This is a genomic window from Peptoniphilus duerdenii ATCC BAA-1640 (genome assembly GCF_000146345.1).
Classification (GTDB): Bacteria; Bacillota; Clostridia; order Tissierellales; family Peptoniphilaceae; genus Peptoniphilus_B; species Peptoniphilus_B duerdenii.
In genome coordinates this window covers 598,143-612,062 of sequence record NZ_GL397071.1, presented here as the reverse complement: position 1 = coordinate 612,062, position 13,920 = coordinate 598,143, and the positions used below count along the sequence as shown (strand labels likewise).

14 protein-coding genes and 1 pseudogene are annotated in these 13,920 nt (G+C 28.0%); 2 read left to right on the top strand and 13 right to left on the bottom strand.

Annotated features, from left to right (window positions below; genetic code table 11):
- From HMPREF9225_RS02745 to HMPREF9225_RS02695, 13 genes and pseudogenes are all read right to left on the bottom strand, one after another.
- On the bottom strand, positions 1-1,650 hold a 1,650-nt coding region (locus HMPREF9225_RS02745), incomplete at its 3' end, for a condensation domain-containing protein (RefSeq protein ID WP_008901407.1).
- Positions 1,647-3,308, bottom strand: coding sequence for an AMP-binding protein (locus tag HMPREF9225_RS02740; RefSeq protein ID WP_008901406.1), 1,662 nt, complete (start codon positions 3,306-3,308; stop codon positions 1,647-1,649). The genes HMPREF9225_RS02740 and HMPREF9225_RS02745, both read right to left, overlap by 4 nt.
- Complete coding sequence (locus HMPREF9225_RS02735) at positions 3,309-5,006, bottom strand: thioesterase domain-containing protein (protein WP_008901405.1); 1,698 nt, start codon at positions 5,004-5,006, stop codon at positions 3,309-3,311. It lies immediately after the preceding gene.
- A gap of 19 nt (positions 5,007-5,025) precedes the next feature.
- Positions 5,026-6,009 (bottom strand): 3-deoxy-7-phosphoheptulonate synthase, encoded by a 984-nt coding sequence (gene aroF, locus HMPREF9225_RS02730; RefSeq protein WP_008901404.1) that lies wholly within the window; start codon positions 6,007-6,009, stop codon positions 5,026-5,028.
- Between the two features lie 4 nt (positions 6,010-6,013).
- Positions 6,014-6,319, bottom strand: coding sequence for a type II 3-dehydroquinate dehydratase (locus HMPREF9225_RS02725; RefSeq protein WP_008901403.1), 306 nt, complete (start codon positions 6,317-6,319; stop codon positions 6,014-6,016).
- Between the two features lie 13 nt (positions 6,320-6,332).
- Complete coding sequence (locus HMPREF9225_RS02720) at positions 6,333-6,587, bottom strand: chorismate synthase (RefSeq protein ID WP_008901402.1); 255 nt, start codon at positions 6,585-6,587, stop codon at positions 6,333-6,335.
- Positions 6,574-7,155 (bottom strand): 3-phosphoshikimate 1-carboxyvinyltransferase, encoded by a 582-nt coding sequence (locus HMPREF9225_RS10550; RefSeq protein WP_342612704.1) that lies wholly within the window; start codon positions 7,153-7,155, stop codon positions 6,574-6,576. The genes HMPREF9225_RS02720 and HMPREF9225_RS10550 overlap by 14 nt, the downstream gene beginning before the upstream one ends.
- Entirely contained in the window at positions 7,152-7,850 is a 699-nt protein-coding gene (locus HMPREF9225_RS10545; protein WP_281032270.1) for a 3-phosphoshikimate 1-carboxyvinyltransferase, read from the bottom strand. Before HMPREF9225_RS10545 ends, HMPREF9225_RS10550 begins: the two co-directional genes overlap by 4 nt.
- Before the next feature lie 14 nt (positions 7,851-7,864).
- Entirely contained in the window at positions 7,865-8,911 is a 1,047-nt protein-coding gene (aroB, locus tag HMPREF9225_RS02710) for a 3-dehydroquinate synthase (RefSeq protein ID WP_008901399.1), read from the bottom strand.
- Positions 8,912-8,914: 3 nt separating this feature from the next.
- Positions 8,915-9,475 (bottom strand): annotated as a pseudogene (locus HMPREF9225_RS10465) (chorismate-binding protein); the annotation flags it as partial.
- The gene (locus HMPREF9225_RS10635; RefSeq protein ID WP_081931894.1) at positions 9,466-9,726 is read right to left on the bottom strand and encodes a chorismate-binding protein; all 261 of its coding nucleotides are present in this window, start codon (positions 9,724-9,726) and stop codon (positions 9,466-9,468) included. The pseudogene HMPREF9225_RS10465 and the gene HMPREF9225_RS10635, both read right to left, overlap by 10 nt.
- Positions 9,719-10,087 carry a hypothetical protein gene (locus HMPREF9225_RS02700; RefSeq protein ID WP_211203939.1) on the bottom strand — a complete coding sequence of 123 codons (369 nt, stop codon included), beginning with the start codon at positions 10,085-10,087 and terminating at the stop codon, positions 9,719-9,721. Before HMPREF9225_RS02700 ends, HMPREF9225_RS10635 begins: the two co-directional genes overlap by 8 nt.
- Positions 10,088-10,469: 382 nt before the next feature.
- Positions 10,470-10,862, bottom strand: a complete 393-nt coding sequence (locus tag HMPREF9225_RS02695) for a metal-dependent transcriptional regulator (RefSeq protein WP_008901394.1) — start codon at positions 10,860-10,862, stop codon at positions 10,470-10,472.
- Between the two features lie 550 nt (positions 10,863-11,412).
- On the opposite strand from HMPREF9225_RS02695, the gene mobC reads away from it, so the two are divergent.
- Both mobC and HMPREF9225_RS02685 read left to right on the top strand, forming a co-directional pair.
- The gene (gene mobC / locus HMPREF9225_RS02690; RefSeq protein ID WP_008901392.1) at positions 11,413-11,781 is read left to right on the top strand and encodes a plasmid mobilization relaxosome protein MobC; all 369 of its coding nucleotides are present in this window, start codon (positions 11,413-11,415) and stop codon (positions 11,779-11,781) included.
- Positions 11,781-13,148, top strand: a complete 1,368-nt coding sequence (locus HMPREF9225_RS02685) for a relaxase/mobilization nuclease domain-containing protein (RefSeq protein WP_008901391.1) — start codon at positions 11,781-11,783, stop codon at positions 13,146-13,148. The genes mobC and HMPREF9225_RS02685 overlap by 1 nt, the downstream gene beginning before the upstream one ends.
- Positions 13,149-13,920 lie beyond the last annotated feature (772 nt).

The following is a 13,920-nucleotide window of genomic DNA, read 5'->3' as shown; positions in this document are numbered from 1 at the left end:
ATATTTTTCTACAATTTTACTAAATTCATCTTGTACTGTAGTAGATGGGATTTCTTCTTTAGTTTCATTATATGTCTTCACTAAATTACTATCGTGCACGCTTAAATCTGGATAAGCAATGTTTTCTCCAGCCAAACTCTCTACCAAAGAAATATATTGATTAAACATTTGATTTATCATAGATTCATCAAATAGTTCTTCTACATAATCCCAATTAATTAATACTCCATCAGAACTATATGATATTTGCAAATCTAAATATACTTGAGATGTCTGACTTATAGAATACAATATCTCACCAAGTGCATTTATGTTATTTTGCCTTTCGGAAAATAACATACTTGTAAATACTATAGGCATAACACCACCATCATAAAGATTTCTCTCTTTAGATAATTCTCTTATAAACTCAACTCCATCATAATTTTGATGTGATAGTCCTCTCAATAATCTTGTTTGTATGGAATAACAATTTCCCCAAAATGAATTATCAATAGATAAGGAAGCATCTAAAATTAAATTTTTTGTAAATTCTCCTATAACTTCTTCTATACCATCATACACAGGCCTATTCATAGTTGTTACATTAATCGATAAGTTATTTTGATTACTCCAATATCCTAAAATATATGCATATGCTGTGCATAGTGCAACAGAAATACTTACATTTCTTTTTGATGCTTGTATATAAATTTTATTGAACAAATCTAAACTAATCTCTTTACTCACTCTCTTGCTATTAAAGTTTTTTATATTTTTAGTTTTGTCTTTTAAATTCAAATTTGGCTTTTCGGGGATCTCTGGTGAAATGTTTTTCCAATATTTTTTATCATCAAAGTATTCTTTAGTATTTTTATCATCTTTTTCTTGATTTCTATATTTAAAGAAATCAAATTTAACATTTTTAATGTCTTTATCTTCACATATATCTCTCCATTGTCTCATGAATAATCCTATACTAGCACCATCCATAATTAATAAATCTATATTAATAAATAGTATTGTTTTACCTTGAACATTTTTTAAAGCTTTTATCTTAAACAGAGGCCATGTATTTGGTGATAGGACAGTTTTTGATAACTCATCTCTAATATTATTAATCCTGTGTTGTATGATTTCTTCTGAAACATCACTACAATCTTCATACTCAATACAATATTTTTCAACAGTATCCATCACTTTTTGTTTGTGTTCATCTATAAAAATTGTTCTTAATGACGGTTGTTTATCTATTAAAATGTTTAAACTATTTGTTAGCTTTTCGATATCAAATTCCGTTTTTACTTCAAAATATACATGTGTTGATACTCCTCCCATTTCATATTCACTATTTCTCCCAATGTAGTATGCTTCTTGTATAGATGAAAGCGGGAAATTTTTTTCTTTATTCAAATTATCTCCGTTTTCAACTATATATTTTGCAATATTAATAATATTAGATAATTCGATAAACTTCATTGGCGAAATTTTTAAATTAAAAGTTTCTTCTATTTTCTTTATTAACCTCATCATTATAAGCGAATTACCACCTATTGCATAGAAATCTTCTTCAGGGGATATTTCATGTTTGAATGTATTTTCCCATAATTTAACTAACTTTGTAATTTCACAATTATATTCTATGTTTTTCAAATTATTTAAATTTTTCATAAAGAAAATTCTCCCTTCTCAAATCGTTTTTTCATTATGTTCCTCTGTTTTTTTCCAATTTTATTTTTATCAATTTTATCAACAAAAATTATATATGATACAGATTGATTTATAGCTTTACCAACCTCTCTTTTTATTAATTTTTTTATTTCTTCTTCCTTCATATCTATTTCACTTTTCTGCACGAATATCACAAGTTCGTCTTTTAGTGTTTCTAAATTTATTATTCCACAAGCAACAAATTCACATTTTTCAAGTAAAGTTATATTTTTACATATACTTTCTATCTCTCCAGCATAAATTTTCAATCCATTAAAAAAAATAATATCCTTTTCTCTTCCTGTAATTATTAATTTATTTTTAATAATTGTTCCCATATCTCCAGTATTAAAAAAACCATCATCATTTACTAAAGGTAATATTTTCCCTTCTGAAATATATGATTTTGCAACGCTTGGTCCCTTGATATAAACATTTCCAATCATACCTTCTTTAACTTCATGTCCGCAATTTAAAATTTTAATCTCATTTTCTATTAAAGGTTCTCCTACAAATGCAATATTAAAAAAATTATCTTTTTTAATATTAGATGGACTATATGGAGATATAGTATGTTCATTTAAGTATACTTCTCTATCACATCTATAATATCTGTCTAAACAATCATATGAATGAATACTAACTGCACTTGTTGTTTCAGTCATACCATATACTACTGTCATCGCTTCCTCTCTGTAGCCATACTTACTATACTTTCTATAAAATTCCAAATTATTATTATAATTTATTAATTCAGAACCATTAATTAAGTATCGTAATTTACTTAAACTTATGTCAGATATGGATTGCTCTTCACTAAAATTTAATAAAAATTCTAATGCAAAATTAGGTAAAATTGTAACACTAGCATTAATATCACTAAGTAAACGTAAATATTCACAAGTAGAACCTATGAAATATTTAGGCGTTGTAAGTACTTGATTAGACTTTGTAAAAATAGGTAAAATATGAGCCAACATTAATCCGGCTACATGTGTCAATGACATCCAATTTACGAAAATATCTTTCTGACTAATATAAAGTTTATTTAATATTTGATTCATATTTTTATGTATATTTTCACGGCTTATCATCACACCTTTAGGAGATTGTGTACTTCCTGAAGTATGCATAACTAAGGCTATTTCTTTGCCTTCATGAGAAATACTCTTATGTTTATTATTAGTTTCATCATATGATTTTAACTCTATTATAGTTGGAATTTTTATTATTTCTATTGTCTCCATTTTAACATTATTTAAGAATTCTTTTATTTTATCCCCATCTGTAAATATTCTTATATTTTGAAAACCTCTATATGTTTTTATAAGATTTTCTACTTCTCTTTCATTTTGAATACTTATATTCTCGTATGGAACCAGAATATATCCATAAATCAAACAAGACCAAAATAATATTATAAACTGAACATTATTATCTATTTGTGTTAAAATAAAATCTCCCTTTATAATTCCTTTGTCATTCATCCAGCTTCCTAATTTCATCGAATAGTCGTATATATCTTTATAGGATAAAAAAATTTTTTCTCCTTGTCCTACAAAAGTAACTCCCAAATCTGTAAATTTAGAAACTTCTTTAATAACATTATTTAAATACATTTATATATCCTCCTCATCAGCATAACCGAATTCCATGCTGTGAATAAAACTCATCGTGTCACTCATAGGAAAGATTTTTTTTATTTTTTCATAATCCATATCTCCAATCGAACAACTTCCAATATTATATGTACTTGCTATATAAGAAACCAACGAAACTATCAATCCTGTATCTATACAAGCATATAAATAAGACATTCCCCCATATTTAGGTGCGGTTACATTAGAATCAAATATGAAAAAAATTGTAAACGCTGATCCATTAAATATCTCTTTGTTCAAAAAGAATTGACTTTCACTATTTAAAACTTCTCCTGTCTTAATTCTCTTTAATTTATTTTCACAAGGAGAGTAATAATATAGTCCTCCAGCAATTTCTGAAATCCTACTTTCTTTCACATAAACATATATATCTATCGGATATAATCCTCCAGCACTTGCATAGTAGTAATTTGAATCTTCATTCCTTTTTCTTAAACAAGAAATTATTTCTAAAAAAACATTTTTAGGTATGTTTTTCATGCTGTATTTTCTTATAGTTTTCCTGTTTTCGATTATAGAAGAAAACGCTACTTCTGGAACATCTATTTCCTCAAACACTATTTCTTCTGAAATGGGATTTCTATTTAATTTTTCTTTCTTATATTTATTTAATAAATCACTATTATAATTTAACTCATCTCTATACATCTTAGCATCTATTATTTTATTTTGAATTGAAACCAATTTTTGAATCTCAAGTGGACTATATATTAATACTTTTTTCTTTACCAAATCACGTATGAATGCTTTATACTTTGGAATACCTTGATGACCTGTTTTTTCTATCAATTCATCCTGTGAAATTCCATTTTGAGTCAAAAAATAAAATTCAGGAAATAAATCTTTAAAGCTACTTCCATAATTGAAATTTCCAATATGCAAATTATTATTTTGTATACTCCAAAAAAATGTCGGAGACCAGTATAATATGTTGTTCATAATATCACTCCTTAATAAAATTTCTTTTTCTATTTCTTGTAAATACCCTTCATACTTATATGGAAAAAAATGTCCTCCTTTAAAGCTCCTAATCGTAAACTTATTAGAAGTTACTTTTTCCCACCTATTCATTATAAATTTATTTGCTTCTGCATCCGTTTCTCCACAATGTGCTACAATTGGGCAACTAACAATTTCTCCATTGTATTCAAATGTCTCATGTAATTTATAATCGTTCATTATTTCAGGTAGCAATAAATTTTTGAATGTTTCACTATTTAATAATTCTTCCGGTGTACCTCCATTTTCTCTTAAAGTTTCCAATAATGCCTCAAAACCCATACTACTATGAAATTTCTCATTGTGTTTATCTTGTGGTGATTGTCTTCCTGCTATGATAAGTTTTTCTGGCGTTTTATTAAATTTATTCTGACATAAATAAGCTACTAAGAAAGCTAATGCTGCTCCCATGCTATGTCCATAAAACAAAAACTTTCTCTCGTCCAAGCACTCATAAATTTCATTTGATATACAATTAGCTATATCCCTAAAAGAATCGTTTGGATTTCGTTCATCTAAACTTATTGGAATTACTTCTATATCACTATTTATATCTGTAATCCATTTTTCAAAAGTCAATCTATTTCCTCCAGCATGAGGAAAACAAAAAAGTCTATATTTTTTATTTTTATTATATTTTTTTAAATTTAAAAACAACTAATATCATCCCTTTCTCCTATTTAATTCTATTATTGCTAATCCAATTTAATATGTCATTTAGTGTTTCAATGTCTATAGACTGTCTAGCATCGCTCCATGCTGAATTTGGATTTATATGTGTTTCAATCATAACTCCATCAGACCCAGCTACAAAAGATGCTTTTGATAAATCTTTAATCAAATTTTTATTCCCAGTAGCATGACTTGGATCTGCGATTATTGGTAAATGTGTCATATTTTTTAAGAAAGATATGGCGGCTATATCCATTGTGTTTCTTGTATAATTTTCGTAAGTCCTAATTCCTCTCTCACATAAAATAACTTTTCCATTGCCACCAAGCATAATATACTCAGCACTTAATAAAAATTCTTTTATCGTTGCACTTAACCCTCTTTTAAGTAAAATAGGCTTATCCACCTTCCCTAATTCTTTTAATAGAGAGTAATTGTACATATTCCTAGCACCTACTTGTAATATATCAACCTTATCTATCATATAGTCCAGTTCTCTGATATCCATTATTTCTGTTACTACAGGTATATCAAGCTCTTTACTAATCTTATTAAGAATATCTATTCCCTTTCTACCTAAGCCCTGAAATTCATAAGGAGATGTTCTTGGTTTAAATGCTCCTCCTCTTAATATATCTGCTCCTGCTTTTTTTATACCTATTGCTATATTTCTCACAATTTCTTCTGACTCAACAGAACAAGGCCCTGAAATAACAACAGGTTCTTCCCCTCCAATCCTGATCCCTTTTACATCAATTATGGTTTTCTCTTTATATTTTTTTGTTACTAAATATCCATTCTCAATAGAAACATTTTTTGTATTTAGAAAGGCTTCTTCCTCATTTTCTATCTTTGAACATAAAGTATTATCAAAAACATTAATGATATAATAATCTTTAATATCATAATCTTGGAATAGAATATCTTCTTTTTTCAAGTATTTCACACAGGCCTCAAAGTCTTTTTTTTCCTTCAGAATGTATTGCATTTTATCACCCCTTTTCTACCTTTTTAATTAGAGATTCAATGGCTTGTAAATAACCCTCAAACCCCTTCCCGCAGATTGTCATCTCAGCATGTTCTGAAATAAATGACTTTTTCCTATAATCCTCTCTATCCATTATGTCTGTTAAATGAACTTCTATTGTTCTTATTCCTACAGCTTTTAAGGCATCTAAAATAGCTATGCTGGTATGAGTATAGGCCCCTGGATTAATCACTATTCCATAATATCTACCATAAGATTTTTGAATTATGTCTATTATTTCTCCTTCATGATTAGATTGGAAAGTATCCACTTCAATATTTATCTTATTTGCATATTCTTTGATCTCCCATAATAATAGAATCCTTTATCCCTGATAAAAATTTTATTTCATCTCTTTCTTTTCTTTGAGTTACATATTTCCCAGAACCTGGTTTTCTTCTTGTCATAAATTTGTCTAGTTTTTCCATATCAACTTTTTGTCCATGAAGTAATCCATCTATTACTCCTCCAATAGCAAAACCATGAGATTCTCCAAAAAGGCTTATTTTTATGTTTTCTCCTATACTAACTGATGACATCAAAGATCCCTCCTACTTTTTTAAAGTCGTCAAAAAAATTAGGATATGATTTTTTTACCGCTCCTGCATTTACTATCGAGACAGGTTCTTTACATTTAATAGATGCCATGGTTGCTGACATAACAATTCTATGGTCATTAAAAGAATTCACAATTCCACCATCTAAAATTTCCCTCCCTTGAATAATCAGTCCATCATCTCTTTTTTTTACGTCTGCCCCTAAACTTTTTAACATCTGAAATGTACTTTCTATTCGATTGCTTTCTTTAAGTTTTAGTCTTTCTCCACCTTTTAAAACACTTTGTCCTTTTGATAATGCAGCCACTACTGATAAAATAGGAAATAAATCAGGTGTTTCAGAAAAATCTACTTCAAAGGAGTTTAAATGGCTTCCATTAGAACTTATGCAATCGTCAGAACAGGTGAGAATTGCTCCAGCTTTTTTAAGAATTTGAACTACCTTTTTATCTCCTTGACTAGATTCTAAGTTTAAACCATACATTTTTATCGAGTCTCCTAAACAACCTCCTGCAATAAAAAATGCCGCATTAGACCAATCACCTTCTATTTGATATTCTTTAGGCGGGAGTATTTTGTCTCTCCCCCCCCATATATTTCAAATACACCCTCTTCTAATTCATTAAATATTATTCCAAAATCTCTTAATACTTTTATTGTTATATTTACATAAGCCCTAGATTCTAATTTAGTAGTAAGATATATTGAACTTTTTTGATCTAGTAGCGAAGAAAGCAAAAGCAAGCCACTGACATATTGAGAACTAATATCACCACTAATTCTAAAAAAATCAGAGTTTACATTTCCTGATATTTTAATAGAAAATTCCTTCTCTTCGAAATATAACCCTGATTCTTCTAATGTTTCGATTAATTCTCTAATTGGTCTTTTTCTAAGACCTTCAGAGCAATCTACTGTTGCTGTTTTTGAAAATGTACTTACAAGTGGTAAAAGTAATCTAAGTGTTGTTCCACTTTCTCCACAGTGCAATTCAACTTTAGATTTCTTTATATTTCCAAGGCTTGCAATTCTAATGGAGTCTCCTTCCACCTTAATTTTAGCTCCTAATTTTTCCATACAAGTAAGCGTAGCTTCTATGTCTTTTGATATTGTGTTTACATTCTCTAATTTAGTTTCTCTATCCTTTGATATTCCACTTAATATGATGGCTCGATGTAATAGTGACTTTGATGGTATCGACTTCAGCTCTCCATTAATTGCATTCGGCTTAATTTTTACATTCATTCGACAACCACCTCTCATAAGCAATGTTTTAACAATTTTAGTAAGTTAGATTTATCTACCGTATCAATTCTGCAATCACCTATTAATTTAGGATATATAATATTTATCTTGTTTCCATTGCTTTTCTTGTCTTTTAAAATTTCACTGTAGAGGTCTTCTGTACTATAGCTACCATGAGTTGGCAGATGATTTTTTCTAAGTATTTCTTCTACTCTTTTATAAGTTTTCTCATCTGTTTTTCCCATTCTGTAATATCCTCTAGTTATCATTGCCATTCCAATTGCAACCCCATAGCCATGCGGTAAGGTATAGTCACTTAATTTTTCTAAAGCATGACCTATTGTATGACCAAAATTTAAAAGTTGTCTTTCTTTTGTTTCTTTTAAATCCCTCTCGACAATTTCCTTTTTAATTTCAATGCTTCTTTTTACAATCTTCTTTATTATTTCTTCATTGTTTAAATCGCTTTCTATAATTAATTCGAATAGTTTTCTATCTTTTATAATAGAAGCCTTAATTGTTTCAGACAGTCCATTTAGAAATTCTTTTTGAGGAAGCGTTTTTAAGTAAGCAAAATCTATAAACACAGCTCTAGGATTATAAAAACTTCCGATTAAATTTTTCCCGTCTTCTGTATTGATTGCCGTTTTTGATCCAATGGATGAATCAACCATAGCTAAAAGACTAGTAGGTATTTGAATATAATCTACGCCCCTCATATAAGTAGAGGCCACAAATCCAGCTAAATCACCAACTACCCCACCACCTAATGCAATAATTAAATCATGCCTATCCACTTTTATTGAGGTCAAATATCTTATTATTTTATAGTATGTTTCTATATTTTTGGACTTTTCCCCTGCTTCTATAACATACTTATAAAGCTTATAATTTTTTAAATTAAAACTGTTGCCTATAAAATGGTCCACATTGCTATCTGTTATTACTATAATGTTCTTGTACTCTTTTTTGCTTGCAATAAATTCATTTAAGTTTTTTAAAGCTATGCAATCTAAATATATTTTGTATTTAGATTGCGTAGTGTTAATAAATATATCCATCTCTTAATCTTCTATATAAACTAACTTGTCTAAAATGCTTCCTGCTTTTTCTTTAGTTTCTTCTAATTCTCTTTCTGCTTTTGATAATTTTACAATTCCAGCACCTACTCGAATCCATGTTTCTTTGTCTGTTTGAAATGCAGTTCTTAAAGCTAATGCCACATCCATTGTTCCATTTTGATCATAAGTTAGTACGCCTCCGCTATATAATCCTCTTTCGTCTTTTTCTAACCTATCTATAGCATCTATACACTCTGTTTTGGGTATTCCAGATGCGGTAACTGCCGGGAAAAGAGTAGTAAATGCATGCCATTCATTGAATTCTTCTTTAAGCGTCCCTTTCAACCTTGATGCTAGATGCTGAACTGAACCCCTCTCCAAAACCTCCATGAATTTAACTACCGATATACTATCCTTTATACAAACTTTTTCTAATTCTTCAAAAGCTAACTTAACAGAAACAGCATGTTCAGCAATCTCTTTAGGATCTTTTAATAATTCACACTTTAATTCCTTATTCTTTATAGGATCATCTGTTAATGCTCTGGTTCCAGCTAGAGGAAATGTATATACTTTTTTTCTTCATCCACCTCGACAACTATTTCTGGACTAAAACCTATAACTTCAACATCACCAATTTTCAGACAATATGAACGTGCAGGGGGATTGTGTTTTCTCCCTAATAAAAAACTATCTTTTAGCAAGATTTTTTTCTCTAACTTAATTTTTCTGGACAAAATAACCTTATCATACTTACCATTATTAATTTCTTCTATTCCTTTAGAAACATTCTCTTTGTAGTATTCGCTATCTATTGATTTTAGCTTTTCTAAAGCAACTGGGAAGTATTTTTTTCAAATCTTCTTTAGTAGAATTTATTGCACATTTCTCCACTGCTGAAATTATTTCGTCGATATTATCAACAGATTTTACTTCTATTGAACCTTCTAAAATTCTGATGTCAGTTCTTGGAATAAACATCTTTAACAAAGCTCCCTTATCACTCAAATTTTTCAAAAATGTATGCTTTGCATAATTAAAACCAGCGATTTCATACATACTCCAGTCAGTAAAGTTTATATTTTCGAAAACCTTCTTCATGTCTTCACTTAGAACGTTTGCCTTATGTTCTACAGTATCGTCATTTTCAGTTATTAGGATTTTGTCTGTATACACTTCAATTCCAATATATTCTCCTATAGCAACTGATATTTCATTGAGATTTTCATACACCACATAAGGTTGAATTTCATTAGCTACATCTTCTTTTATTTATATCGCTAACACAAATGAATTCATATTGTCATTATCTGAAATATCTATAGTGGTCTTACCATAAGTTTCTCTGTTTATTTTAGGAATATTATCCTCCTTTATTAAGTTAGTTTTGGCTAACTTAATTTTAACATATATATTTATAAAAATCAATATGTCACTTCAAATAATTTTAAAATTTGTAAAGGAAGTATAAATTTCTACATAAAAAAAGCAATTATAATTAAATCAACTTAGATTTATCTAATAATTTAATTAAAACTGCCTACTTGAAAATATTTGCTTATTTTTTACTGCTTTCTTCTATAAATGCTTTAATCTTTTTAAATGTTTCATTTGATATTACATGTTCAACACTACATGCTTCTTCATTTGCTTGTTTAGGTTCAACACCTAAATCTAAAAATAGATTATAAAAATAAATATGTTTATTATATAATTCTTTACCTATTTTTTCTCCTTTTTCCGTTAGCTTTATTGACATAGATTTCCTGTACACATACCCCTCATCTATTAAATTATTTATAGCCACACTAACTGATGGTTTGCTTAACTTCGTATAGTTAACAATATCTTTATTATAAACATCCTCTTTTTCTCTCAATAAAACATAAATCACTTCAATATAGTGTTCCTTAGAAAAAACTTTTCTGTGAAGCTTAACGCCCAAAATCATACCCCTTTTCTTTTTTATATTTTAATGTATACCCCATTAAGGTAATTATAAAATATATTCTCTAACATTACAAATATATTAAAACCCCTTAACACTTATTCAGCAAGCACAGTAAGTGCATATGCACTTACTAAAAATGGAATAAGAATACTACGATCATATCGCTTATTTTTTCCATTTTACTTGTTGGGGAATATCCCCAAACCCCTAAATTTATAATAATTAAATTCAGCAACAAACGCTTATAATAGCTTCAACGTAAACTTGAATATTATCTCAAAAAATGATAAAATATAAATAATAAAAAAATTAAATCAGGAGATTTCCAGACGAAATATATAGAATAAATTAAACCTGTAAGTCAAGTAATCCTACTTGAATTTACAGGTTTTTCTTTTTTATTTCTATTAATAAATTTATTAGGTAGACGAACTTCAATGAGGTTTACTACGAGCTCTATATATACAATTATTATCCCATAAGAAAGAGGGATTGAGAACAAAATGTAGTATTTTATTACTACAACTATAATAGACAAGGAGGTTAAATTATGACAAGTAGATTTAGGCATAACGGAATCTATTTAATGTTATCTGATGAGGAGTTAGAATTGCTAAATGAAAAATATAAAGCATCTAAGTGTAAAACTCTTAGACAATTTATTATGAAATGTATTTTAGAAAAAGATATTTATGTACTAGATATGGATGTCTTTCGTGAAATGTCAACAAATATAAGTCGTACTTCAAATAATATAAATCAAATTGCTAAAAGGATAAATACTACATCAATTATATATAAAAATGATGTAGATGATTTGAAAAAATCATTAGAAAAACAAGCAAAAGATATTTTATCCATGCGTAAAAAAATATACTCTCTTACCTATTCCAATAGTTTTAATACGGAGAAAAAATAATGGCTGTTACTAAAATTCATCCTATTAAATCTACCTTAAAAGCTGCCCTTGATTATATTATGGATAGCAATAAAACAGACGAAAGAATTCTAATCTCATCTTTAAATTGTAACCCTATAACTGCTCATTTAGAGTTTGAACAAACAAAAATAGAATGTAATTCTAAGGCAAAAGTTTTAGCTAGACATTTAATTCAAGCTTTTGCACCTGGAGAAACTACACCTGAAGAAGCACACAAAATTGGAATTGAATTATGTGAGAAGGTACTACAAGGAAAATATGAATACGTAATAACTACCCATGTTGATAAGGAGCATATTCATAACCATATTCTATTTAATAATGTTTCTTTTCATACAGGTAAAGCCTATCAAAGCAATAAAAAATCTTACCATCAAATTAGAAATTATAGTGATGACTTGTGTAGAAAATATAAGTTGTCTGTTATAGATGAAGACTATATAAAGTTTAAAAATAAATATAAAACTAATGGGAAATCATATAAAGAATATATGGAATTTAAAAAAGGGACATCTTGGAAATATAGACTTCAAATATCTATTGATCATGCTATTCAAAAGTCTAATAGCTATGATAATTTTTTAAAAACTATGGAAGAATATGGATACGAAATCAAATTAGGCAAGTACCTATCTTTTCGTCATAAAGAGCAAGGAGAAAAAGGACGATTTATTCGTGCTAAAGAAACTACTCTTGGAAAAGATTATACCAATGAAAAGATAAAGGAAAGAATCGAAAATAATATGCATAAAAAGTTCATAAAAATTGATTTTGATTCTTCTACGAAAGCATATAAAAAAGTCGACAATATAATAGACTTAAAAAATAATAAAAAGATACAATCTTCTAAAGCTTATGAAATATGGACAAAGAAGCACAATATGAATACTATGGCTGACACTTTAAATCAACTCAGAAAGTATGGGCTGACATCTAATATAGATCTAGAAAATAAACTTCAACAAGAAGCCATTAATAGGCAAAAAACTTTAGATAAAATTAAGGATATAGAAAAAGATTTGAACAAAATCTATACTGCAATTGAAGCTTTAAACACTTTACAAATAAATAAATCTATTTATGAAATCTATAAATCAAACTCTAAAGATAAAGAATTTTATGCAGAATATAAAACTCAAATTATCACATACGAAAAGTCATTAACTACTTTAGACAAAAACAAGTATAAAAATTTAAGCATAAAAGAACTATCAAATATTTACGATGAATATAAAAGTAAAAAAGATATCCTTATGGTAGAATATTCCAATAAGAACATCTTGATTTACGAGCTTACTCAATTAAGAAAAAATACAGATAAGTATATTAATAATGAGTTAATATAAGTAATATATTTTTAAGATATTTAGAAAATAGGTTACGAAGTACTGTAATCATGACTTTCTCTCAATTGGTTCTGTAAAACCTGCTCTTCCCAATAGACTGTAAGCTGCTATTTTTCTTAATCAAAAAAAAATGCACTTTTATCACTAAATTCTGTGGTTCAAATATTTGTAACCTAATTTGGCACAATTAACCAATAAGGATAAATTTTAGATTATATCTTCAAAAAATAAAATCAATTGTGATAGTATTTGACCCAATCCGCTTATTCTGCTTGTCCATTTACTTGAAGCATCCACCACTTCTAAATACAAACTTTTTTTATAAAACATGGTCATTTAAAAACATCATTTTGTTTTTTGTTACTTCTCTTAATTGTCTATTAAATAATTGTCTATTAAAGTTTTCCATTCCTATTATTTTTAAGTCTTTCATTTTGAAATGTTTAGATCTATGTTTTCACAGGACGATTTTACTATTTCTTGCTTGATCCATTTCTAATACTTAAAGATAATATTTTTCACCATATTCATAGTCTAAGTACTCGTCTAATTCTGCTTTTAACATTTGTTCCACTGTCTCACCTAAAATATCTTCTATTGTTTCTTGTGAGTCTTGCACTTTCTCTGAACGATATTATTCGATTTAACACTTTAGATATTTTATTTAATCTTATTTCTAATCTTTTATATACATAAAATATTACCCAGTCACTCCTAAGAGTGCCTTAATATTAGTTCTATTAAATAAAGAACTTTTTAATTCTATTATTTA